General features: G+C 70.1%; 20 protein-coding genes and 1 pseudogene. 8 read left to right on the top strand and 13 right to left on the bottom strand.

The features are described 5' to 3' along the window. Positions 1 to 96: 96 nt before the first annotated feature. Positions 97 to 1,281, bottom strand: a pseudogene (locus tag ACWC09_RS41885) (class II 3-deoxy-7-phosphoheptulonate synthase); the annotation flags it as partial. A gap of 96 nt (positions 1,282 to 1,377) precedes the next feature. On the opposite strand from ACWC09_RS41885, the gene ACWC09_RS41880 reads away from it, so the two are divergent. After that, positions 1,378 to 1,434: a trp operon leader peptide gene (locus ACWC09_RS41880; RefSeq protein WP_115913573.1), complete on the top strand. Its 57-nt coding sequence runs from the start codon at positions 1,378 to 1,380 to the stop codon at positions 1,432 to 1,434. Between the two features lie 105 nt (positions 1,435 to 1,539). After that, complete coding sequence (locus tag ACWC09_RS41875) at positions 1,540 to 3,396, top strand: anthranilate synthase family protein (protein WP_450856293.1); 1,857 nt, start codon at positions 1,540 to 1,542, stop codon at positions 3,394 to 3,396. A 13-nt stretch (positions 3,397 to 3,409) separates the two neighbouring features. Here ACWC09_RS41875 and ACWC09_RS41870 read toward each other — a convergent pair whose 3' ends face one another. The 4 genes from ACWC09_RS41870 to ACWC09_RS41855 all read right to left on the bottom strand — a co-directional run bounded on the left by ACWC09_RS41870 (position 3,410) and on the right by ACWC09_RS41855 (position 7,267). Further along, a complete protein-coding gene (locus ACWC09_RS41870; protein WP_450856292.1) occupies positions 3,410 to 4,438 on the bottom strand; it encodes a 6-phosphofructokinase in 1,029 nt (342 codons plus the stop codon). Between the two features lie 109 nt (positions 4,439 to 4,547). Then, entirely contained in the window at positions 4,548 to 5,222 is a 675-nt protein-coding gene (locus ACWC09_RS41865; RefSeq protein ID WP_450856291.1) for a response regulator, read from the bottom strand. After that, positions 5,219 to 6,433, bottom strand: a complete 1,215-nt coding sequence (gene macS / locus ACWC09_RS41860; RefSeq protein ID WP_450856290.1) for a MacS family sensor histidine kinase — start codon at positions 6,431 to 6,433, stop codon at positions 5,219 to 5,221. Before macS ends, ACWC09_RS41865 begins: the two co-directional genes overlap by 4 nt. 69 nt (positions 6,434 to 6,502) lie before the next feature. After that, the gene (locus ACWC09_RS41855; protein WP_450856289.1) at positions 6,503 to 7,267 is read right to left on the bottom strand and encodes a lysophospholipid acyltransferase family protein; all 765 of its coding nucleotides are present in this window, start codon (positions 7,265 to 7,267) and stop codon (positions 6,503 to 6,505) included. A 191-nt stretch (positions 7,268 to 7,458) separates the two neighbouring features. On the opposite strand from ACWC09_RS41855, the gene ACWC09_RS41850 reads away from it, so the two are divergent. The 4 genes from ACWC09_RS41850 to ACWC09_RS41835 all read left to right on the top strand — a co-directional run bounded on the left by ACWC09_RS41850 (position 7,459) and on the right by ACWC09_RS41835 (position 10,588). After that, a complete protein-coding gene (locus ACWC09_RS41850) occupies positions 7,459 to 8,238 on the top strand; it encodes an alpha/beta hydrolase (RefSeq protein ID WP_450856295.1) in 780 nt (259 codons plus the stop codon). Next, the gene (locus ACWC09_RS41845; RefSeq protein WP_450856288.1) at positions 8,231 to 8,803 is read left to right on the top strand and encodes a hypothetical protein; all 573 of its coding nucleotides are present in this window, start codon (positions 8,231 to 8,233) and stop codon (positions 8,801 to 8,803) included. Before ACWC09_RS41850 ends, ACWC09_RS41845 begins: the two co-directional genes overlap by 8 nt. Positions 8,804 to 8,958: 155 nt before the next feature. Then, positions 8,959 to 9,579 (top strand): RNA polymerase sigma factor, encoded by a 621-nt coding sequence (locus ACWC09_RS41840; protein WP_450856287.1) that lies wholly within the window; start codon positions 8,959 to 8,961, stop codon positions 9,577 to 9,579. After that, the gene (locus ACWC09_RS41835) at positions 9,572 to 10,588 is read left to right on the top strand and encodes a CU044_5270 family protein (RefSeq protein WP_450856286.1); all 1,017 of its coding nucleotides are present in this window, start codon (positions 9,572 to 9,574) and stop codon (positions 10,586 to 10,588) included. The genes ACWC09_RS41840 and ACWC09_RS41835 overlap by 8 nt, the downstream gene beginning before the upstream one ends. Here the strand turns inward: ACWC09_RS41835 and ACWC09_RS41830 are convergent. The 6 genes from ACWC09_RS41830 to ACWC09_RS41805 all read right to left on the bottom strand — a co-directional run bounded on the left by ACWC09_RS41830 (position 10,585) and on the right by ACWC09_RS41805 (position 15,683). Then, complete coding sequence (locus ACWC09_RS41830; protein WP_450856285.1) at positions 10,585 to 11,307, bottom strand: endonuclease/exonuclease/phosphatase family protein; 723 nt, start codon at positions 11,305 to 11,307, stop codon at positions 10,585 to 10,587. The two genes, ACWC09_RS41835 and ACWC09_RS41830, sit on opposite strands and share 4 nt — an antisense overlap. Positions 11,308 to 11,457: 150 nt before the next feature. Next, positions 11,458 to 12,411 (bottom strand): ROK family glucokinase, encoded by a 954-nt coding sequence (locus ACWC09_RS41825; protein ID WP_361256473.1) that lies wholly within the window; start codon positions 12,409 to 12,411, stop codon positions 11,458 to 11,460. Positions 12,412 to 12,519: 108 nt separating this feature from the next. Then, a complete protein-coding gene (locus ACWC09_RS41820; protein WP_450856284.1) occupies positions 12,520 to 13,053 on the bottom strand; it encodes a DUF5304 domain-containing protein in 534 nt (177 codons plus the stop codon). Positions 13,054 to 13,110: 57 nt separating this feature from the next. Further along, positions 13,111 to 14,280: an ArsA family ATPase gene (locus ACWC09_RS41815; RefSeq protein ID WP_450856283.1), complete on the bottom strand. Its 1,170-nt coding sequence runs from the start codon at positions 14,278 to 14,280 to the stop codon at positions 13,111 to 13,113. Positions 14,281 to 14,331: 51 nt separating this feature from the next. Next, positions 14,332 to 14,772 carry an SRPBCC family protein gene (locus ACWC09_RS41810; RefSeq protein WP_450856282.1) on the bottom strand — a complete coding sequence of 147 codons (441 nt, stop codon included), beginning with the start codon at positions 14,770 to 14,772 and terminating at the stop codon, positions 14,332 to 14,334. Between the two features lie 92 nt (positions 14,773 to 14,864). Continuing rightward, the gene (locus tag ACWC09_RS41805; RefSeq protein ID WP_450856281.1) at positions 14,865 to 15,683 is read right to left on the bottom strand and encodes a metallophosphoesterase family protein; all 819 of its coding nucleotides are present in this window, start codon (positions 15,681 to 15,683) and stop codon (positions 14,865 to 14,867) included. A 295-nt stretch (positions 15,684 to 15,978) separates the two neighbouring features. Here ACWC09_RS41805 and ACWC09_RS41800 point away from each other — a divergent pair, with 295 nt between their 5' ends. Beyond that, on the top strand, positions 15,979 to 17,775 hold the full coding sequence (locus ACWC09_RS41800) for an AMP-dependent synthetase/ligase (RefSeq protein ID WP_450856280.1): 1,797 nt from the start codon (positions 15,979 to 15,981) through the stop codon (positions 17,773 to 17,775). 13 nt (positions 17,776 to 17,788) lie between these two features. Here ACWC09_RS41800 and ACWC09_RS41795 read toward each other — a convergent pair whose 3' ends face one another. Both ACWC09_RS41795 and ACWC09_RS41790 read right to left on the bottom strand, forming a co-directional pair. Beyond that, complete coding sequence (locus ACWC09_RS41795; protein WP_450856279.1) at positions 17,789 to 19,423, bottom strand: GMC oxidoreductase; 1,635 nt, start codon at positions 19,421 to 19,423, stop codon at positions 17,789 to 17,791. 41 nt (positions 19,424 to 19,464) lie between these two features. After that, positions 19,465 to 20,607: a glycosyltransferase family 4 protein gene (locus ACWC09_RS41790; RefSeq protein ID WP_450856278.1), complete on the bottom strand. Its 1,143-nt coding sequence runs from the start codon at positions 20,605 to 20,607 to the stop codon at positions 19,465 to 19,467. A gap of 151 nt (positions 20,608 to 20,758) precedes the next feature. Between ACWC09_RS41790 and ACWC09_RS41785 the strand changes: the two genes are divergently transcribed. Next, a complete protein-coding gene (locus tag ACWC09_RS41785; protein ID WP_450856277.1) occupies positions 20,759 to 21,994 on the top strand; it encodes a glycosyltransferase 87 family protein in 1,236 nt (411 codons plus the stop codon). Positions 21,995 to 22,044 lie beyond the last annotated feature (50 nt).

Raw genomic sequence — 22,044 nt, 5'->3', positions numbered from 1 at the left:
CCTCCGCGTCGGTTCCCTTTTCGCACCCAAAACCGCGTACGGAATTACCCACCTCACGGTCTTTCAACTGCGAAAAACCGGGTTGGTCGGATTACTGATGCCGCCCGGGTGGGTGCCGAGGCCCTTGTGGACCTCGAAGAAGCCCTTGACCTCGTCGAGCACGTCGTCGAAGCGGCGGGTCTTGTGGCCGGAGGCCGCCTCGTACGTGTTGCCGTGCATCGGGTCGGTGATCCAGGCGACGGTCGCACCGGAGGCACTGACCTTCTCGACCAGCTCCGGCAGCTTGTCGCGGACCTTGTCGGCGCCCATGCGGACGATGAAGGTCAGCCGGCCCGGCTCGCGGTCCGGGTCGAGGCGCTCGATGTACTGCAGCGCGTCCTCGGCCGTCGTCGTCGGGCCCAGCTTGATGCCGATCGGGTTGCGGATCTTGGACGCGAACTCGATGTGCGCGTGGTCCAGCTGCCGGGTGCGCTCGCCGATCCACACCATGTGCCCGGAGACGTCGTACAGCCTGCCCGTGCGGGAGTCGACCCTGGTCAGGGCGGACTCGTAGTCGAGGAGCAGCGCCTCGTGCGAGGAGTAGAACTCGACCGTCTTGAACTCCTCCGGGTCGGTGCCGCAGGCCCGCATGAAGTTCAGCGCGTTGTCGATCTCCCGCGCGAGCTGCTCGTAGCGCTGGCCGGACGGGGACGACTTCACGAAGTCCTGGTTCCAGGCGTGCACCTGGCGCAGGTCGGCGTAACCGCCGGTGGTGAAGGCGCGCACCAGGTTCAGCGTGGACGCCGAGGCGTGGTACATCCGCTTCAGCCGCTCCGGGTCCGGAATGCGGGCCTCTTCGGTGAAGTCGAAGCCGTTGACGGAGTCACCGCGGTACGTCGGCAGCGTCACGCCGTCGCGGGTCTCGGTCGGCTTGGAGCGCGGCTTGGAGTACTGGCCGGCGATGCGGCCGACCTTCACCACGGGGACGGACGCGGCGTACGTCAGCACGGCGCCCATCTGGAGCAGGGTCTTGAGCTTGTTGCGGATGTGGTCGGCCGACACGGCGTCGAAGGCCTCGGCACAGTCGCCGCCCTGGAGGAGGAACGCCTCTCCCTTGGCGACGGCCGCCATCCGGGCGCGCAGCTGGTCGCACTCGCCCGCGAAGACGAGCGGCGGATACGACTCGAGGTCCGCAACGACTGCGCGCAGAGCCTCGGTGTCGGGGTACTCGGGCTGCTGCGCCGCGGGCAGGTCTCGCCAGGTGTTGCCAGCGCTCGCGCTGGTCTTAGCGTTCACGGTCACCCCGTAAACATTACGGGGTCGTGTCGCCCGATTTTCGCCCGGCTCGACTGGTGAGACAGCGCGATCAGCGGACGGACATGGAGTAGAGTGCCCGCCATGTTCGCGCTTTCGATCCAGAACTGGTGGTGGACCGCTCATCCGGCGGCCCACTGACTGCGCGTACGCAAGACTTCGCGAAGGCCGCCCGAGGGGCGGCCTTCGGCGTTTCCGGGGTCGTTCCTCACCGACATCGATACCGACATCGAGAGCTGAGGAACCATGGACCTGACACACCTGCTCGACGACGACCGTCCGTTCGCCCTGCTCCGCCGTCGCACCCCCGGCCACGACGAGAACACCGTCGAATTGCTCCTCGGCCCGGTCAGAACCCACGACCGCCTTGCCGACCTCCCGGACGAGGGTCTCGCGCTGGTCCCCTACCGCCAGATCCGCGAACGCGGCTTCGACGTCCGGGACGACGGAACTCCGCTCGCGGTGCTGACGCCGGAGGAGACCCACACGCTGTCTCTGGAAGAAGCCCTCGAACAACTCCCCGCACACGAGGTGCGCGTCGAGAACGGCGCCTTCGACGTCGACGACCTGGAGTACGGCGAGATCGTCGGACGCGTGCTGCGCGAGGAGATCGGGCGGGGCGAGGGCGCCAACTTCGTGATCCGGCGGACGTACGAGGGTGAGATCCCGGGATTCGCCCGCAAGGACGCCCTCGCGCTGTTCCGGCGGTTGCTGGAGGGCGAGCGGGGCGCGTACTGGACGTTCGTCGTGCACACCGGGGAGCGGACCCTGGTCGGCGCCAGCCCCGAGGTGCATGTGCGGATGTCCGGCGGCACGGTCGTCATGAACCCGATCAGCGGGACGTACCGCTATCCCGCCGACGGCCCCACCCCCGAGCACCTGCTCGACTTCCTCGCCGACGGCAAGGAGATCGAGGAGCTGTCGATGGTCGTCGACGAGGAGCTCAAGATGATGTGCACGGTCGGTGACATGGGCGGGGCGGTGGTCGGCCCGCGGCTGAAGGAGATGGCCCATCTCGCGCACACCGAGTACGAGTTGCGCGGCAGGTCGTCCCTGGACGTGCGCGAGGTCCTGAAGGAGACCATGTTCGCGGCGACCGTCACCGGCTCGCCCGTGCAGAACGCCTGCCGGGTCATCGAGCGGCACGAGGTCGGAGGGCGCGGCTACTACGCGGGCGCGCTGGCGCTGCTCGGCCACGACTCCGGCGGAGCGCAGACCCTCGACTCCCCCATTCTGATCCGCACCGCCGACATCTCCGCCGAAGGACACCTGCGGGTACCGGTCGGCGCGACGCTGGTTCGGGGAAGCGACCCGGCGAGCGAAGTGGCGGAGACCCACGCGAAGGCAGCCGGTGTACTGGCGGCTCTGGGCGTACGGCCGTCCCGGCCGAGCGGCACCCACGCGCGCGTACGGCTCGCCGACGACCCACGCGTGCGTGCGGCGCTCGACGGGCGCCGGGCCTCGCTCGCGCCGTTCTGGCTGCGGATGCAGGAGCGGTCGCACGCACTCGAAGGGCACGCCCTCGTGGTCGACGCGGAGGACACCTTCACGGCGATGCTCGCGCATGTGCTGCGGTCGAGCGGGCTGGAGGTGACCGTCCGGCGCTATGACGAGCCGGGTCTGAAGGAGGCCGTCCTCGCCCACGAGGGGCCCCTGGTGCTCGGCCCCGGTCCCGGTGACCCGTCCGACCTGGACGACCCGAGGATGCGGTTCCTGCGGGAGCTGACCACCGAGGTGATCCGCGGCCACCGGCACGGGGTGCTGGGCGTCTGCCTCGGGCACGAGTTGATCGCGGCCGAGCTGGGGCTGGAGATCGTACGGAAGGAAGTGCCGTACCAGGGCGCGCAGACGACGATCGACCTGTTCGGGCGGGCCGAGACCGTCGGCTTCTACAACAGTTTCGTGGCGCGCTGCGACGACGAGGCGCTCACCGAACTCGCCGCACGGGGCATCGAGTTGAGCCGGGCCGGCAACGGCGAGGTGCATGCCGTACGCGGGCCCGGGTTCGCCGGAGTGCAGTTCCACCCGGAGTCGATCCTGACGCTGGACGGCGCCACGGTCGTGCGGGAGCTGATCGGTCAGCTGCGGAACACGACCGTGTAGGCGCCCGGTCGCGTCAGCCGAAGAAGACCCCGATCTCCGCGTACAGCTTCGGGTCCACCGTCTTCAGCTTGGACGTGGCATCCGAGATCGGCACGCGGACGATGTCCGTGCCGCGCAGGGCGACCATCTTGCCGAAGTCGCCCTCGCGGACGGCGTCGATGGCGTGCAGGCCGAAGCGGGTGGCGAGCCAGCGGTCGAAGGCACTCGGGGTGCCGCCGCGCTGGATGTGGCCGAGGACGGTGGTGCGGGCCTCCTTGCCGGTGCGCTTCTCGACCTCCTTGGCCAGCCATTCGCCGACCCCGGACAGGCGGACATGCCCGAAGGAGTCCAGCGACTCGTCCTTCAGGACCAGATCGCCGTCCTTCGGCATGGCGCCCTCCGCGACGACCACGATCGGGGCGTACGACGCCTTGAAGCGGGAGGTGATCCAGGCGCACACCTGGTCGAGGTCGAAGCGCTGCTCGGGGATGAGGATGACGTTGGCGCCGCCCGCGAGCCCGGAGTGGAGGGCGATCCAGCCGGTGTGACGGCCCATGACCTCGCAGACCAGGACGCGCATGTGCGACTCGGCGGTGGTGTGCAGGCGGTCGATGGCCTCGGTGGCGATGCCGACGGCGGTGTCGAAGCCGAAGGTGTAGTCGGTGGCGGAGAGGTCGTTGTCGATCGTCTTCGGTACGGCGACGACGGGGACGCCGTACTCGTCGTTGAGACACGCCGCCACGCCCAGGGTGTCCTCGCCGCCGATCGCGATGAGCGCCTCGACCTCCTGTTTGGCGAGGTTCTCCTTGATGCGGCGGATGCCGTGCTCCTGCTTCAGCGGATTGGTGCGCGAGGAGCCGAGGATCGTGCCGCCGCGGGGCAGAATGCCGCGCACCGCGGGGATGTCGAGGCGGACGGTGTCGCCTTCGAGGGGCCCGCGCCAGCCGTCCCGGTAGCCGACGAAGTCGTAGCCGTACTCCTGCACGCCCTTGCGGACGATGCTCCGGATGACGGCGTTGAGGCCGGGGCAGTCGCCGCCTCCGGTCAGTACTCCGACCCGCATGGAAATGTCCCTTCGCCGCGTTTGCCTGAATACCGCCACGCTAATGGTGATCCAGGTCACAGGGGGATGGGCGCGAAGGGCAATTCCGGTGAATCAGCAGGATGTTGGTTTACTCGTCGTCAAGCCCGCGCTCTATCGCGTACCGGACGAGTTCCACCCTGTTGTGCAACTGGAGCTTGCCGAGGGTGTTCTGGACGTGGTTCTGAACCGTGCGGTGGGAGATGACCAGGCGTTCGGCGATCTGCTTGTAGCTCAGGCCCTTGGCGACCAGCCGCAGCACCTCGGTCTCGCGGTCGGTGAGCTGCGGGGCCTTGGGCTCGTCGGTACCGGCGGCGGGCGCGGGCTCGGAGGCGAGGCGGCGGTACTCGCCGAGGACCAGTCCGGCCAGGCCCGGTGTGAACACCGGGTCGCCGACGGCCGTACGGCGCACCGCGTCCAGCAGCTCCTCGGTCGACGCCGACTTGAGCAGATAGCCGGTCGCACCCGACTTCACGGCCTCCAGTACGTCCGCGTGCTCGCCGCTCGCCGAGAGGACCAGGACGCGCAACGCCGGGTTGTGCCCGACGAGTTCCTTGCAGACCTGGACGCCGGGCTTCAGCGGCAGGTTGAGGTCGAGGACGAGGACGTCGGGGCCGGCGGCCTTGGCGCGGCGCACGGCCTGGTCGCCGTCGCCCGCGGTGGCCACCACGTCGAAGCCGGACTCGGTCAGGTCGCGGGCGACGGCGTCGCGCCACATCGGATGGTCGTCGACCACCATGACCTTGATCGGGCCCTGCTCACTCATCGATGCCCCGCCTTCGCGTCCTTCGGTACCTTCAGTTCGACCTCCGTGCCCTGCCCCGGGACCGAGATCAGCTCGGCGCTGCCGCCGAGGTCGCGCAGCCGGCCCCGGATGGAGAGGGCCACGCCGAGCCGCCCCTCCCCCTCGGCCTGGACGAGCCGCCCCTCGGGGATGCCGGGTCCGTCGTCCCGTACGGTCACCACGACCTCGCCGGGCTCGTCCTCGACGAGGATCCACGCGCGCGCGTCCTCGCCGGCGTGTCTGCGCACGTTGTCCAGGGCGGCACCGACGGCCGCGGCCAGTTCCTTGGCGGCGGGCGCGGGCAGCAGCACGGGGGCGCCGGGCTCGGCGAAGCCGACCTTCGCGGCGGCGTAGGGGGCGAGCAGCGCACGCAGGTCCACCGGAGCGTCCTCGTCGTACGAGGGCTCGTCGACGGCTCGTACGACAGCCCCCTCGGCCGCGTCCTCCGAGGCCCGCGAGACGGGCACCAGCCCGCCGGAGACCAGCGTGCGCAGCGCGACCTCCTGCTCGCCGGCCATCCGGCCCAGCTCTCCCGCCTCGCCGCCGATGACGGCACCCCGGCGCTGCACCATGGCCAGCACCTGCAGTACCCCGTCGTGGATGTCCCGGGCGAGCCGCTCCCGCTCCCTGGTCGCGGCCTCGATCTCCAGGGCGCGGGCGAGGGTGCGCTCGGAGGCGCGGGCGACCTCGACGACGTAGCCGATGGCGATGGAGGCGACCCAGACGAGGATCACGTTGTGGACGGTGTCGCGGGCCGGGGCGCCGCGCTCGATGAGGTTGGCGGCGGCGACCGGCGTGGAGGCGAAGGCGGCCCAGCGCCAGCCGCCCTTGATGGCGTAGGCGAGGACCGAGCCTGCGGTCCATATCGACGGCAGGGTGGGGCCGCCGCTCTGGACGTGCTGCTCGTTGACCGCGAGCGGGGTCAGGAGGATGCCGGTGAGCGCGATGGCGAGGTCGACGGTGAGGAAGCGCTTGGTGCAGGCGGCCGCGCTCTGGACGCGGGGCAGGGTGGCGAGCGTCCAGACGAACAGGACGCAGTAGTAGACGACGGCCACGCTGGCGTGGTCGTACTCGTCGTAGGCGGTGGCGAACAGGCCGACCGCGTACAGCATGGTGAGCACCCGGTACGCGGTGAGCGCACGCCACAGCGGCTGCTCGACCGACATCGTCATGACCCGCTCACGCCTGGCCACGGCCCCCACCCCCCTGTTTGGTCGTTCGCCTCCGGGGCGCCCCTACGGCTCCCTCCTCGAACCGACAGCCTAGGCCCCGGAGTTCTCCTTCTTGGCCGGAGTCGGTTCCTTCTTGGCCAGTTCCTTGGCCTGTTCCCTCTCGGCCTTCGCCGCGTCCGCGATCCGCCGCTTGGCGGCGGTCGCGTACATGTCGACGTACTCCTGGCCGGAGAGCTTCATGATCTCGTACATGACCTCGTCGGTGACCGCGCGCAGCACGAAGCGGTCGTGCTCCATGCCCTGGTAGCGGCTGAAGTCCAGGGCCTTGCCGATGCGGATGCCGGGCCGCATCAGCTTGGGCATCACCTTGCCGGGCGGCTGGATCTTCTCCGTGTCGATCATCGCGACCGGGATGACCGGCGCGCCGGAGGCGAGCGCCACGCGCGCGAGGCCGCCGGGCTTGCCCCGGTAGAGGCGCCCGTCGGGCGACCGCGTGCCCTCGGGGTAGATACCGAAGAGCTCGCCGCGCTCCAGGACGTCGAGGCCGCTCTTGATGGCCGCCTCGCCCGCGCCGCGCGCGCCGGAGCGGTCCACCGGGAGCTGGCCCACCCCCTTGAAGAAGGCGGCCGTCAGCCGGCCCTTCACGCCGGGCGTGGTGAAGTACTCCGCCTTGGCGATGAAGGTCACCTTGCGGTCCAGGACCGCGGGCAGGAAGAACGAGTCCGAGAAGGAGAGGTGGTTGCTCGCCAGGATGGCGGCGCCCTCGGCGGGAATGTTCTCGAGGCCCTCCACCCAGGGCCTGAAGGTGACCTTCAACGGTCCGCCGATAGCGACCTTCATCGCGCCGTACAACACCCGTGTGCCTCCAGTTTCCGTCGATCAGACCTTAACCCGGCCCGCCGCCAAAGGCGCCGACGACCCTGGTCGGTGTCAGTGCCGTCGCGTACGGTGAAGCACAACCTGGACTTCACGTCACGCTCATGAAGTCACGTCCGCTCGTGAAGTCCCGCTCATGAACCGCCACTCTCATGAACAGGAGACCGATGGTGCCGGTCCTTCCTGGAGCCGAGCCGTTCCGCCACGAGGGCGGGGAGATCGGTGTCCTCCTCTGCCACGGCTTCACCGGTTCGCCCCAGTCGCTGCGCCCGTGGGCGGAGTATCTCGCCGAGCGCGGCCTGACGGTCTCGCTGCCCCTGCTGCCGGGCCACGGCACCCGCTGGGAGGACATGCAGCTCACCGGCTGGCAGGACTGGTACGCGGAGGTGGACCGCGAACTGCGCGCGCTCGGCGACCGCTGCGAGCGGGTCTTCGTGGCCGGCCTGTCCATGGGCGGCGCCCTCGCCCTGCGCCTCGCGGCCAGGCACGGGGACGCGGTCAGCGGTGTCGTGGTCGTCAACCCGGCGAACAAGGTGCACGGCCTGTCCGCGTACGCCCTTCCGGTGGCCCGCCACTTCGTCCGTACGACGCCGGGCATCGCCAGCGACATCGCGAAGGAGGGCAGCACCGAGCTGGGCTACGACAGGGTGCCCCTGCACGCCGCGCACTCCCTGCGGAACTTCTTCCGGATCGTCGACCGCGAGCTGCCGCAGGTCACCCAGCCGCTGCTGCTTCTGCACAGCCCCGAGGACCATGTGGTGCCGCCGGTCGACTCGGCGCGCATCCTGGGCCGGGTCTCGTCCCGGGACGTGCGCGAGATCCTGCTGGAACAGAGCTACCACGTCGCGACGTTGGACCACGACGCGGACCGGATCTTCGAGGAGAGCCTCTCGTTCATCGGCCGGCTCGCAACCGGTGTCGGCAAGGAAGGGACGGCCGCAGGTGGCTGAGCACGGTTCGGATCGCGAGGACCGCGAACCGGAGGAGCAGGGCGTCCCCTTCGACGAGGACGCCGCATGGGCCGCGATCGTCGCCGGGTACGGCGAGGAGCCGGTGGACCCGCCGGGCACGAAGCCGTTCAAGTCGGTGGAGGACCTGGCGCTGCTGGAGCCCGAGACCAACGACGCGAAGCCGAAGGAGGAGAAGCCTCGGGAGGAGAAGCCGGCGGGGCCCCTGGGCGGCTCGGTCTCCTTCGCGCCCGGCGTCGGTGGACCGCGCGACTACTCGACCCCCGAGCCGTCCGAGGACGACTACGCCGAGGACGACGAGGGCCACTTCGAACCGCCGGAGCCGCCCCCGCTGCCCGCCGCCGACACGACCGCGAAGTTCGCCTGGCTGGGCGTGGTCGGCGGACCGATCCTGCTCCTGCTGGCCGTGGTCCTGGGCTGGGACATGACCTGGTGGCTCGCCACGCTCGGCATCGGCGGCTTCCTGGGCGGGTTCGCCACGCTGGTGATGCGGATGCGGACGGACGAGGACGAGGACGGCGACCCGGGGCGGGGCGCGGTGGTCTGACCCGCTTCCGGAACCTGCCGAGAGCCCGCCCGGAACACCCGGGCGGGCTCTCGTGCGTCCGGATGGAACTCGATCGGCGGCTGCGGCGAAGGAGGAGTGACAGGCACGAACAAGCCCAAGCCTTCGAGGCGTTCGGACGAACGAAAGGAGCCCCGATGACCGTCGAACCGGGCGTCGGCACCCGCGCGGAGGATCGCGGGGAGAGTGACGCCCGCGTGATCGAGCGGTCCCGGGACGAGCCCGAAGCATTCGCCGCGCTCTACGACCGCCACGCCGACGCCGTGCACCGTTACGCGGCGCGGCGGCTCGGTCCGGAGGCGGCGGAGGACCTGATGGCGGAGACCTTCGTCACCGCCTTCCAGAGACGCGAGACCTACGACCTCACGCGTGCCGACGCCCGTCCGTGGCTGTTCGGCATCGCGACCAACCTCGTGGGCCGGCACCGCCGGGCCGAGGCACGCCGCTTCAAGGCGCTCGCCAAGGTCCCGGCGCCGGTCGAGCACGAGGAACCGGTCGCGGACCGCGCGGTCGCCAGGGCCGGTGCCACGGGGGTGCGTCGGGACCTGGCGGCCGCGCTGGCCGGGCTGTCCGCCCGGCATCGCGATGTGGTGCTTCTGGTGGCCTGGGGCGGCCTCGACTACGAGGAGGCGGCCCTGGCGCTGGGAGTGCCGGTCGGCACGGTCAGATCGCGGTTGCACCGGGCCCGCAGCAGATTGCGCGAGGCACTGGGCGGCACCGATCCGACGGCTTTCCGAGAGGCAGACGCCCATGCGTGACATCGACGAACTACGCGAACTGAGGGACTTCGACACGGGGGCGCCCCCGCTCGACGACGAGGCCAGGCGCCGGGCACGGGCCCGCCTGCTCTCGGCGATCCACGGGCCCGCTCCGCGCGTACGGCCGCGCCGTCCTGTTCTGCGTATCGCCCTGACCGGCGCCCTCGCGGCCGCGGTCACCGCCGGCGTGCTGGTCGCCGAACGGGACGACGACGGCACCCGTACGCACCGCACGGCGAACCCGCCGGCCACCAGCGCGCCCGCCATGCGGAACACGAGCGCGCAGACGGTACTCAAGGGGGCCGCCGCGTACGCGCGCGAGCATGAGCGGACGGTCAGCCCACGCGACGACCAGTTCATCTACACCAGGGAGATCATCAAGGAGACCGAGCAGAAGGCGGGTGTCACGAAGAGCTATGTCGACGAGAACTGGCGCTCGGTGGACGGCTCCAAGCGGTCCTGGATCATGGAGATCGGCCATGGCTGGTGGTCGCCGCCGCTGAAGAAGAACGAGAGTGTGTGGCCGCCGCAGGACTGGGGCACGCTGCGGAAACTGCCGACCGAGCCGAAGAAGCTGATCCTCACGCTCGCCGGCGAGAACGGCGGTGGGACCAAGTCCCTGGACGACCTCACCGACGAGGAATGGTGGATGATCCACTTCAGCCTCGCCGGGCTGCTCAAGCTGGTCCCGGTGATGCCGGAGGGGCTGCGGCCTGCGGCCTACGAGGCACTCGGCATGGTGCCCGGGGTGAAGCTCGTGCCGAACCAGAAGGACGCGGAGGGACGCACCGGTGTGGCCATCACGTACGACGACCCGATGCTGCCGAAGGGGCAAGTGGGCTTCGGCAGCTACTTCATCTTCGACCCGGTGACCTACCGGTTCCTGGGCTTCCGTGACGTCCGTACCTCGGGCGACGGCAAGGACAAGAAGACGTACATCCAGCTCTCGTACCTCGACAGCTGGGCGGTCGTCGACAAGGCCAAGCAGCGGCCGTCGGTGAGCGGCTAGGCGGCGGGGACCCTGAGGGTGGCCAGGACCGGGAGGTGGTCCGTGGCCGCCCTCAGGTCGGTGTCCGTGACGCCGGGGAGGTCGGTCGGGACTCCGCAGCCGAGGACCTCGATGCCCTTGGTGGCGAAGATCGCGTCGATACGGCGGTGAGGGGCGTCGCGGGTCCAGGTGTGCTCGGCGCCTTGGGGTTTGACGGCCCAGCAGTCCTGGAGGTTCTCGGCCAGGCGGCGGAAGGTACGGCCGTCAGGGCGGTCGTTGAGGTCACCGCCGGCGATGACGTGGTCCACGCCGAGGCCCGCGAGGCGGTCGAGGAGCATGCCGGCCTGCTCGTAGCGCTCGTCCTCCTGCAGGGAGAGGTGACAGCTCAGGACGCCGAGACGGGCTTTGCCGAAACGGACGACGGCTGTGGCGAAGCCGCGGCGGTGCTGGCCGGGGGTGAGGGGGAGGAGGACGTCCTCCGTGCGTTCGACCGTGGTCCGCAGGTCGCAGAGGATGGCCGGGCCCGCGGCCGTACCGCCGCCGGTGAGGATGACGAGGTCCGCGGCGCGGGCCAGGCGGGCGAGTTTCTTGCGCCAGCGGAAGAAACGGGGGGCTTCCTGGATCAGGACCAGGTCCGGTTCGCAGGCGCGGATGACTCGGGTGAGCGCATCGGTGTCGTCTCGCATCGACCGGATGTTGTAGCTCAGGACTCGGACGAGAGCGGAATCGTCAGGCGCCATGTGGATCAATGTACGCCCCAGGGGGAGGGGCGCGAGGTGAGTGCGCGACTGCCGGTTCGTTGTGGCTTGTCGCGCCCCGCGGCGGAGCCGCCGATGTCTCAGCCCCGCGCCCCTTGGTCGGCACAGTGGCCATGCCTCAAAAAGCGAAGGTCACATGATCGGATCCGGCTCGCGGGCCAGGTCCGCTGCTCCCACCAGGCCCGCCTTGTTGCCCAGCTGGGCCGCGATCACGTCCGCCACCGGGCGCCAGTTACCGCCCACCAGCCAGCGCTTGTAGGACTTGCGGATGGGGTCGAGGACCAGTTCGCCCTCGTCGGAGAGGCCGCCGCCGACGATGAAGGCGGAGGGGTCGAAGAGGGAGGCGAGGTCGGCGAGGCCGGCTCCGGCCCAGCGGGCGAGCTCGCGGTAGGAGTCGACGGCGACCGGGTCGCCCTGGCGGGCGGCCATGGAGATGTGCTTGCCCTCGATGCCCTCGGGGCTGCCGTCGCCGAGGCCGAGCAGGATCTCGGCGTTCTCGGGGGTCGCGTTGGCGCGTTGCTTGGCGTATCTGACCAACGCCCGACCCGATGCGTACTGCTCCCAGCAGCCCTGCGAACCGCAGCCGCACAGCAGCCCGTCCGGGACCATGCGGATGTGGCCGAACTCGGCGGCGACGCCGAAGTGGCCGCGGCGCAGCTTGTTGCCGATGATGATGCCGCCGCCGAGGCCCGTGCCGAGGGTGATGCAGATGACGTTGCGGTGGCCCTTGCCGGCGCCGAACTTGTACTCGCCCCACGCGGCCGCGTTGGCGTCGTTCTCCACGACGACCGGGAGGCCGACGCGGGCCTGGACCTTCTCCTGGAGCGGCTCGTTGCGCCAGTCGATGTTGGGCGCGAAGTACACCTCCGAACGCTGCCGGTTCACATAACCGGCGGCGCCGATGCCCACGCCGACGATCTCATGCCCGGCGCGTGCGCCCTCCACGGCGGAGGCTATGGCGTCCACGATCGCCTCGGGCGTACCCGGGGTCGGCACCTTGTGGGTCGAGAGGATGTTGCCTTCCTCGTCGACCACACCAGCCGCGATCTTGGTACCGCCGATGTCGACGCCGATGGTGAGTCCCATGAATCCCTCAGTTTCGGTCGAGCCCCGCTACGGCCAACCGTACCCGAGGCCCTGCCGCCGGGTTCCCGTCGTCCGCACGGCGGACGGGCCCGACCGCCACCTGGGACGTCAGTCCAGGTCGATGCGTTGCCCGGGCCCCGTGCCCTCGCCCCGGTCCCGGTTCTCGTCGAGGTCCTTGTGCAGATCGGTCGGACGACTCGTCCAGCGCTGTTCCTGGGCCTGGACGGCGGAGCGGTAGGCGGCGAGCAGTTCGTTCCCGGCCGCCGCCAGGTGGTCGAACACATCCGGGTTGCGCTCGATGACCGGCTCGACCGCCGCCTTCGCCTGCTGGACGACCTGCTTCACCACCTGCTGCGCGGCCGGACCCGCGACCGCGCCGAGCAGCGGCGACTGGATCGTCGACAGCTTCTCCGAGACGGCGTCGACGAGCTTGCGCAGCTCCTCGGCGGCCGAGCCCGGGGGCGGGCCGTACTGGGCGCGACGACGGGCCTTCTCCGCGGCGAGGTCCTCGGCAGCCGCCGTCGCCCAGGCGTCGGCGTCGGTGGCCCGCTCCCCCACGTTCGAATTCGCTCGCGCGGGGGAACCCCCACCGTCGACGGCTTCGTTCTCACCGGCATCCGACGGGTGGAGCTCTTCGCTCATGACGGACTCCTGACTACGGTTCGTCCCTACGACGTTACCCGAACGGGCGTAGGTCGTTCACTGCCTCTTCGGCCAGAGATCCGGGTCCGGCACGAACCGGATCCGCAGCTCCCCGTCACGCAGGGCCGCCCCCTCGACGGTGCACCGGCGAAGAGCGGAGGGGAGGGCGACGATCCGTCGGAAGGCGCCGACCGTGACGACGATCTCCTCCCCGCGCCGGATCAGGTCGAGGTCGCCACGTATCGCACCGGGCAGGGGGATGTGCCATACGAGTACCCCGTCCTCGGCAAGCCGGTCGACGACCGGCCACTCGACCGTGGACGTCGTGTCGTTGACGCCGGGGACGGGCAGGGCGGCGAGGTCGTCGGTGCCACGCGGATCACGACCGAGGTGGTGGAGGGGCCTTGTGTCGTACGACTCCTGCCACTCCTCCAGCACCTTGCGCTGCTGGGCGACGGGCCCGGCCAGCCATCCGTCGGCAGCCGCGTCGGGCAGCACCCGGTTGGCGACGACGACATCGGGCCGCAGCCCCCGCAGGGCAAGGGCGAGCGTGGCACTCCGCAGGGAATCGGCCCCACCCGGCCCGGGCTCGGCGACCAGCCGCACCACGGTGTCCCGATCGGCGAGCACGGCCTCCACGGCCCCCAACTCCATGTCCCACCGAGCGGCGGTCTCGTACAGCCACTCGGACGGCATGGGGACTCCGGCCAGCCGCCCGAGGACCGGGCGCAGGGCACGGGCCGCCTGACGCTCGGGGGGCAGCAACCGGCGTAGATACCGGCGCAGTTCCTCGGGCAGCGAGAGCAGCGCGAGGGCTTGCGAGGTGGGCGGCAGGTCGACGATCAGCAGATCGTGAGCCTCGGCGAGAGCGGCGTCCCGCAGGGCACGGAGGAGGGTGAGCTCCTCGGCCCCGGGGAGCGGGGTGACCTCCTCGGCGTCGAGCCGGGAGGCGCCGAGGAGGTCGAGGACGTTCGCTGCGCGCTCCTGGAAGGACCCCAGATCATCTCGGAACCCGGCGGCCGCATCGGGCCGCCAGGCGGTGAGGTTCGCAGCGACCTGCGTCGGTTGGGGCCCGGTCGTCGTACCGAGCGCGGCACCAAGGGTGTCCGTGCGGTCGCCGCTGAGAACGAGGGTGCGAGTGCCGTTCTCGGCGGCCCGCAGGGCAGTCGCAGCGGCAACAGTCGTACGACCGGCCCCACCGGGCCCGATGATCAGGATGGTGCGCATAGGGGTGAACGGTAACTCAGACGCCGCACCCGCACTCCTACGGCGAAACCCCTACTCCCCCGCCTCGACCCGCTTCTTCAACCCGGCCAGAGCCCGATCGATGATGACCTTCTCGGCCTTCCGCTTGATCATCCCCAGCATCGGGATCTTGACGTCCACGGTCAGTTGGTAGACGACCTCGGTCGCCCCCTCCCCCGCCGCCTTCAAGATGTACGCCCCGTCCAGCGACCGCAGCATCTGCGACTTCACCAGCGTCCAGGAGACCTCGTTCTCCCCCGTCCACGTGTACGCCAGCACCTGGTCGTCCTTGATCGCACCCGCGTCCATGACCAGACGCACCTGCTCGGCACGCCCCTGGCCGTCGGTCTCCAGGACCTCCGCCTCCTTCACCTCCCCGGTCCAGTCCGGGTACCGGGCGAAGTCCGCGATCACCCCCATGACATCGGCCGGTGCCGCCTCGATCGTGATGCTCGAGCTGGTGTGTTCCGCCATCGCTGTGGCTCCTCCAGATGCGGGCCGGTACAGAGGTCGTCCTGCGCACGTGTGTGCAGCGTGAAGGCTACCGCGCACGTCGGCGCCCGACTTCACCCCCTACCGGCGTTCACCGTCCATTCCAGCGCCCAGGGCTTCCCGGACCCCGCGAAGTGGCCCACGTTCACGCACTCGGTGGCCCCGATCCGCATCCGCCGTACCAGCGGCTGGTGGACGTGGCCGAACAGCGCGTACCGGGGCCGGGTCCGCCGGATCGCCTCCAGCAGCGCCACGCTTCCCCGCTCGAACCGCCGCGCCACCGTGTCGTACACCAGCTCAGGAACCTCCGGGGGAATGTGCGTGCACAGCACGTCCACCTCCCCCACCGCCTCGATCTTCGCCGCGTACTCCTCGTCGCTGATCTCGTACGGCGTGCGCATCGGCGTCCGCAGGCCCCCGCCCACGAAGCCGAAGACCCACCCGCCGATCTCCACCCGCTCCCCGTCCAGCACCGTCGTGCCCGGCCCCGCGTACTCCGGCCAGAGCATCGGCATATCGACATTGCCGTATGTCGCGTACGTCGGTGTCGGAAAGGCCGCGAACATCTCGGCGTACTGCTTGCGCACCGCCTTCTCGATGGCCGCGCGCCGGTCGCCGCCGATGCCCGTCCACAGCTCGGCCCCGAAGTCGCGGGCCTCCTCGAAACGGCGGGCGGTGCGCAGTTCGACCAGGCGGTCGGCGTTCGCCGCGCCGAACAGATCGGGGAAGATGCCGCGCGAATGGTCGGCGTAGTCGAGGAAAAGGACCAGGTCACCCAGGCAGATCAGGGCATCGGCACCTTCGCCGGCGCGGGCCAGGTCACGGGCGTTGCCGTGGACGTCGCTGACCACGTGGACGCGCACGGTGCGGTTACCGGGTGGTGTGGATGCCATGGCGATCAAGGGTAAGCGTGTGCGGTGTACGTGAACAGTGCGGGCCGGGCCTGCGGTTACTGGCCAGTCAGTTAGTCGGTGGACTACCGTACGGCGAGGAACACCCATCTGTGTGACGCAGCGAACATCTCGCCGGGACCCCCTGTCGAAGAAGCCATACCGGCGGGTAACGTCCGGGCAGTCCAGTCGTGCTCAGGGTTTCAACCATCGAACACCTGAGTACCTGCCCGAGCCTTGGACCGACCGTCGCATCACACAACGTCGTGGCGCCGGCGCCCTATGAGGAGCAGCAGTCTTGCGCGAGTTCAGCCTTCCGGCTTTGTACGAGGTCCCTGCGGACGGCAATCTCACCGATATCGTCCGTAGAAACGCCGCGCAGCATCCCGATGTCGCCGTCATCGCCCGCAAGGTGGGCGGTGCCTGGCAGGACGTGACGGCCACGGCCTTCCTGGCCGAGGTGCACACCGCGGCGAAGGGGCTCATCGCCTCCGGCGTCCAGCCCGGCGACCGGGTCGGCCTGATGTCCCGGACGCGGTACGAGTGGACCCTGCTGGACTTCGCGATCTGGAGCGCGGGCGCGGTCACCGTGCCGGTGTACGAGACCAGCTCGCCGGAACAGGTGGAGTGGATCCTCGCCGACGCGGGCGCCAGCGCGATCGTCGTGGAGCTGGACAACCACGTGGCCACCGTCGAGTCGGTGCGCGACCGGCTGCCGGCCCTCAAGCACATGTGGCAGATCGAGGCCGGCGGGGTCGAGGAGCTCGGGCGCCTCGGCAAGGACGTCTCCGACGCCACCGTCGAGGAGCGCAGCTCGCTCGCGAAGGCCGACGACCCGGCGACGATCGTCTACACCTCGGGCACCACCGGCCGTCCCAAGGGCTGTGTGCTCACCCACCGCAGCTTCTTCGCCGAGTGCGGCAACATCGTGGAGCGCCTGCGCCCCCTCTTCCGCACCGGCGAGTGCTCGGTCCTGCTCTTCCTGCCGCTCGCGCACGTCTTCGGGCGGCTCGTGCAGATCGCGCCGATGATGGCACCGATCAAGCTGGGCATGGTCCCGGACATCAAGAACCTCACCGACGAGCTGGCCTCCTTCCGGCCGACACTGATCCTGGGCGTCCCGCGCGTCTTCGAGAAGGTCTACAACTCGGCGCGTGCCAAGGCGCAGGCGGACGGCAAGGGCAAGATCTTCGACAAGGCCGCGGACACCGCGATCGCGTACAGCAAGGCGCTGGACTCGCCGTCGGGCCCGTCGCTCGGCCTGAAGCTCAAGTACAAGACCTTCGACAAGCTGGTCTACAGCAAGCTGCGCGCGGTGCTGGGCGGCCGGGGCGAGTACGCCATCTCCGGCGGCGCCCCGCTGGGCGAGCGGCTCGGGCACTTCTTCCGCGGCATCGGCTTCACGGTCCTGGAGGGCTACGGCCTGACCGAGTCCTGCGCGGCGACCGCCTTCAACCCCTGGGACCGGACGAAGATCGGTACGGTCGGCCAGCCGCTGCCGGGCTCGGTGATCCGGATCGCGGACGACGGCGAGGTGCTGCTGCACGGCGAGCACCTGTTCAAGGGCTACTGGAACAACGAGGCCGCCACGGCCGTGGCGCTGATGGACGGCTGGTTCCACACCGGTGACATCGGCACCCTCGACGAGGACGGCTACCTCAGGATCACCGGCCGCAAGAAGGAGATCATCGTCACCGCGGGCGGCAAGAACGTCGCCCCGGCCGTGATCGAGGACCGTATCCGCGCGCACGCGCTGGTCGCGGAGTGCATGGTGGTGGGCGACGGGCGGCCGTTCGTGGGCGCGCTGATCACCATCGACGAGGAGTTCCTGGGCCGCTGGGCCGCCGAACACGGCAAGCCCGCGGGTGTCACCGCGGCGTCACTGCGCGAGGACCCGGATCTGCTCGCGGCGATCCAGGACGCGGTCGACGACGGCAACGCCGCGGTGTCGAAAGCGGAATCGGTGCGGAAGTTCCGCATTCTGTCCTCCCAGTTCACGGAGGAGTCGGGCCACCTGACGCCCTCGCTGAAGCTCAAGCGCAACGTGGTGGCGAAGGACTACGCGGACGAGATCGAGGCCATCTACCAGAAGTAGCGGGCCGGTCGGGTCAGGTGTCCTCGGCGAGGACCCGTGTCATCGTGCGCTCGGCGAGCGCGGTGATGGTGACGAACGGGTTCACGCCGATCGACCCGGGCACCAGCGAGCCGTCGGTGATGTACAGCTTCGAATACCCCTTCACCCGGCCGTAGTTGTCGGTCGCCTTGCCCAACACGCAGCCGCCGAGCGGGTGGTAACAGAAGTCGTCGGCGAAGACCTTGCTGGACGAGCCGAACAGGTCGTAGCGGTAGATGGTGGAGTTGGCCGAGTTGATCCGGTCGAACAGCTTCTTGGCCATGGCGACCGAGACCGCGCTCTGCGCCGCGGTCCAGCCCAGCTTCACCCCGTCGCTCGCCGAGTCGTAGGTGAAGGCCGCCCGTTCGGGATTCTTGGTGATCGCCAGATAGAGGCTGACCCAGGTCTCGAAGCCGATGGGCAGCGGGGCGATCTCGGCGAAGACCGGGTTGTCGGTGTTGGCCCAGTCGTCGATGCCCATGACCGGCATGGTCGACTGGTTGGCGCCGGTGGTGTCCCAGATGTGGTTGGCGCGGCCCAGCATGGTGTTGCCGTTGGTGCCCCAGCCGGCGCCGACGCTGGAGTTGAGCGCGGGCAGCGCGCCCGTGTCCCGGGCCCGGACGAGGAGTTCGGTGGTGCCGAGGCTGCCGCCGCCGAGGAAGAGGTACGTGCAGCTGTACGTCTTGGTCGCCACGACCGCGCCGGTGGTGTCGATCCGGTCGGCCGTCAGCAGCCAACTCCCGTCACTCGCCTGCTTGACGGACTTCACGCGCTCCATCGTGTTGATGGTCACCTTCCCGGTGCCGAGCGCCGCGGCCAGATACGTCTTGTCCAGGCTCTTCTTGCCGTAGTTGTTGCCGTAGATGACCTCCTGGGCGAGCGCGGACCTGGTCGCCGTACCGGCCGCCTCGCGCTCCATGTAGTCGAAGTCGTAGACGTTGGGCACGAAGGTGGTCTTCAGACCGGTGTTGGTCGCGGCCTTCCTCGACGTCCGGGTGAACTGGTACCACTCGGTCGACTCGAACCAGGTCGGGTCGACGGTGTTGACGCCGAGCATGGTGCGGGCGCGCGGGAAGTACGTGTTGTACATCTCGGTCGCGTCCACGGTCGGGAACTGCTCGGTGAAGTACGACTGGAGCGGGGTGACCGCCATCCCGCCGTTGACCAGGGAGCCTCCGCCGACACCGCGCCCGACGTACACGGACATGTTGTCGTAGTGCACGCGGTCCAGGACGCCCGCGTACGGGGTGATGTCCTTGTTGACGACGTCCAGCCAGAGGAAGGTGGCGAGCGGGGCCTCGGTGCGGGACTTGAACCACATCGATCTCTGGTCCGGGGCCGCGGTGGAGCAGAAGATCTTGCCGTCCGAGCCGGCGGTGTTCCAGAGCTGCCCCATCTCCAGGACGAGGGTACGGATGCCGGCCTGACCGAGGCGGAGGGCGGCGACGGCACCGCCGTAGCCCGAACCGATCACGATGGCGGGCGCGTTGTCGACGGCGGCGGCCTCCTCGGCGGCCTGCGCCGAGGTGAGACCGATACGGGTGAGACCGGCCGCGGCGGCGGTCTGGAGGGCTACCATGCCCAGGATCTGACGTCTACTCAGCTGACGCTGCATCAGTTTTGCTGTCATGCGCGCAGCATCGGCGGATTATTCGCCTCCGGCTAGGGGCCCTAGAGCAACGTCTTCAACTTTTCCGCCAACAAATCCCACCGCCACTTCTCCTCGACCCACTCCCGTCCCCGCTCCCCCATCCGTCGCCGCAGTTCCGCGTCGCCGAGCAGGACGGTGATGCGCTCGGCGGCCTCCTCGGGAGAGCCGCCCCGCACCACCCAGCCGGTCTCGCCGTCGAGGACGGCGTCGGGCGCGCCACCGGAGTCACCGGCCACCACCGGCAGCCCGGTCGCCGACGCCTCCAGATAGACGATCCCGAGCCCTTCCACGTCCAGGCCGCCCCGCCGCGTCCGGCACGGCATGGCGAACACGTCTCCGGCCCCGTAGTGCGCGGGCAGCTCGGACCAGGGGACGGCGCCCGTGAAACGGACCGAGGCCGCGACCCCCGTCTCCCGCGCGAGCCTGCGGAGGTCCTTCTCGTAGGGCCCGCCCCCGACGATCAGCAGGACGGCGTCCGGCTCGGTCGCCAGAATGCGGGGCATCGCGAGGATGAGGGTGTCCTGGCCCTTGCGCGGCACCAGCCGGGACACGCACACGACCACCGGACGGTCCGTCAGCCCGAGCCGGGCCCGGATCGCGTCACCGCCCGACCCCGGATGGAAGGTCTTCTCGTCCACCCCCGGCGGCAGCTGCACCATCCGCCCGGCGGCCTGGGGCGTCAGGGCGGCGGCGATCCGCGAGCGCGTGTACTCGCCGAGGTAGGTGATGGTGTCCGTCGACTCCCCGATCCGGCGCAGGAGCCCGCGCGCGGCGGGCAGTTGGGCCCACCCCGCCTCGTGCCCGTGGGTCGTGGCCACCAGCCGCTCGGCCCCGGCCTTCCGCAGCGCGGGCGCCATCAGGCCGAGCGGGGCCGCCGCCCCGAACCACACCGACGTACAGCCGTGCTCTCGCAGCAGGCCGACCGCCGTACGCGTGGCCGCCGGCGTCGGCAGGAGCATCGTCGTACGGTCGCGTACGACCGTGAAGGGCTGCTCGGCGTCGAAGGCGGCGGTCGCCTCGACGCCCTCCTTGCTCCGCTTCCAGGTGGACGCGTGGACGACGAGGCGCTCGGGATCGAGCCGCAGCGCCATGTTGTGCAGGAACGCCTGGATGCCGCCGGGTCGGGGCGGGAAGTCGTTCGTCACGATCAGGGTCTTGTGCATCGCCGCCGACCTTATCCAAGTGCCGCGCCACCCGCCTGTGCGCCCGGTCCGCACATGTGCGACCGGCCACGTTTATGGCAGACACACAGGTGGGCAGGACATCATGTTCCCCTCAAGACCGAACGCCAGACAGCGGCAGGCAGGGGCTCAGGTGGACATTGCGGGTGCGAGGCGGTCTCTCGCGGGGCTGCTGGTGACCTGGGGCCTGACCAGGCTCGTGCTGCTGCTGTTCGTGTTCAAGGTGTGGGTCTTCCCCGGCCCGGACGTGACGACCGACGTCTCCGTGATCTACCAGGGCTGGTACGAGGTGCTGCGCACCGGCACCTTCCCCGTCGGGGACGTCACCTGGCAGTACCCGCCCGCGGCCGCCCTCGCGATCCTCTCGCCGGCGCTGCTGGGGTTCCTGTCCTACCCGTCGGCCTTCTTCCTGCTCGCCTGTGCCGCCGACCTGGTCGTCCTCTTTCTGCTCCTGTACACGGGCCTGCGCCCCGGCAAGACGCTGCGCGGGGCCTGGGTGTGGGTGGTGGCCGTTCCGCTGCTCGGGCCGACCGTGTACTCCCGGTACGACCTGATGGTGACCGCGGTGGCCGTGGCCGCACTGCTCGCCGGTACCCGGCATCCGCGCGTGATGGGTGTCCTGGTCGGCTTCGGGGCGATGCTGAAGGTGTGGCCGGCGCTGCTGCTGCTCGGTGCCCGGAAGCGGGGCGCCTGGGGCTGGGCCGCGGGGACGGTCGCCGGGGTCGCGGCGCTGTTCGCGATGTTCATGCCGGGCGCGTTCGAGTTCCTGACCTTCCAGCGCAACCGGGGCACCGAGGTCGAGTCGCTGGGGGCACTGGTCATCCACACGGCCCGGCAGTTCGGCTGGGACGGGCAGGTGCTGCTCAACTACGGCTCGATCGAGTTCCTCGGCCCCTGGGTGAACGTCATCAGCTCGGCCGCCCTGTTCCTCACCGGGGTCGCCTTCGGCTGGCTGCTGCTGTGGCGGCTGATGGCGACCCGCTTCCTGCCGAACACCCTCGCGGACGCGGCCTTCGTCGCCGTCCTGATGTTCACGGTCACCAGCCGGGTGATCAGCCCCCAGTACATGGTGTGGCTGGTCGGCACGGCCGCCGTCTGCCTCTGCTTCCGCGGCAGCCGGATGAGGCTGCCGGCCGGGCTGGTCGTCGTGGCGTGCTTCCTGACGGTGCTGGAGTTCCCGATCTACTTCGCGGACGTCGTCGCGAGCAGCACCCTCGGCATCACCCTTCTGACCCTCCGCAACGGCTTCCTGGTCCTCGCCGCCGTGTTCGGCGCCGTGGAGCTCTGGCAGTCGACGGTCTCCAGCGAACCGGTCCCGACCGTGCCCGCTCAGGCGACCCGCACCAAGGAGACCTCGACCTCCGCCTGACCTGGGGCCTGGTCGGCGGATCAGGCCGGCGTCGCGGGGTCTGGCACGCA

The sequence above is a fragment of the Streptomyces sp. NPDC001617 genome, assembly GCF_053596855.1.
The sequence above is the reverse complement of the archived record's forward strand: the minus strand, read 5'-3'. Positions and strand labels throughout refer to the sequence as shown.

Excerpts from the sequence above, each read along its gene's own strand:
- ACWC09_RS41875 (WP_450856293.1), top strand. The coding sequence starts at position 1,540 with ATGGACCTGACACACCTGCTCGACGACGACCGTCCGTTCGCCCTGCTC.
- ACWC09_RS41870 (WP_450856292.1), bottom strand. The coding sequence starts at position 4,438 with ATGCGGGTCGGAGTACTGACCGGAGGCGGCGACTGCCCCGGCCTCAAC.
- ACWC09_RS41865 (WP_450856291.1), bottom strand. The coding sequence starts at position 5,222 with ATGAGTGAGCAGGGCCCGATCAAGGTCATGGTGGTCGACGACCATCCG.
- ACWC09_RS41840 (WP_450856287.1), top strand. The coding sequence starts at position 8,959 with ATGACCGTCGAACCGGGCGTCGGCACCCGCGCGGAGGATCGCGGGGAG.
- ACWC09_RS41835 (WP_450856286.1), top strand. The coding sequence starts at position 9,572 with ATGCGTGACATCGACGAACTACGCGAACTGAGGGACTTCGACACGGGG.
- ACWC09_RS41830 (WP_450856285.1), bottom strand. The coding sequence starts at position 11,307 with ATGGCGCCTGACGATTCCGCTCTCGTCCGAGTCCTGAGCTACAACATC.
- ACWC09_RS41825 (WP_361256473.1), bottom strand. The coding sequence starts at position 12,411 with ATGGGACTCACCATCGGCGTCGACATCGGCGGTACCAAGATCGCGGCT.
- ACWC09_RS41820 (WP_450856284.1), bottom strand. The coding sequence starts at position 13,053 with ATGAGCGAAGAGCTCCACCCGTCGGATGCCGGTGAGAACGAAGCCGTC.
- ACWC09_RS41815 (WP_450856283.1), bottom strand. The coding sequence starts at position 14,280 with ATGCGCACCATCCTGATCATCGGGCCCGGTGGGGCCGGTCGTACGACT.
- ACWC09_RS41810 (WP_450856282.1), bottom strand. The coding sequence starts at position 14,772 with ATGGCGGAACACACCAGCTCGAGCATCACGATCGAGGCGGCACCGGCC.
- ACWC09_RS41805 (WP_450856281.1), bottom strand. The coding sequence starts at position 15,683 with ATGGCATCCACACCACCCGGTAACCGCACCGTGCGCGTCCACGTGGTC.
- ACWC09_RS41795 (WP_450856279.1), bottom strand. The coding sequence starts at position 19,423 with ATGACAGCAAAACTGATGCAGCGTCAGCTGAGTAGACGTCAGATCCTG.
- ACWC09_RS41790 (WP_450856278.1), bottom strand. The coding sequence starts at position 20,607 with ATGCACAAGACCCTGATCGTGACGAACGACTTCCCGCCCCGACCCGGC.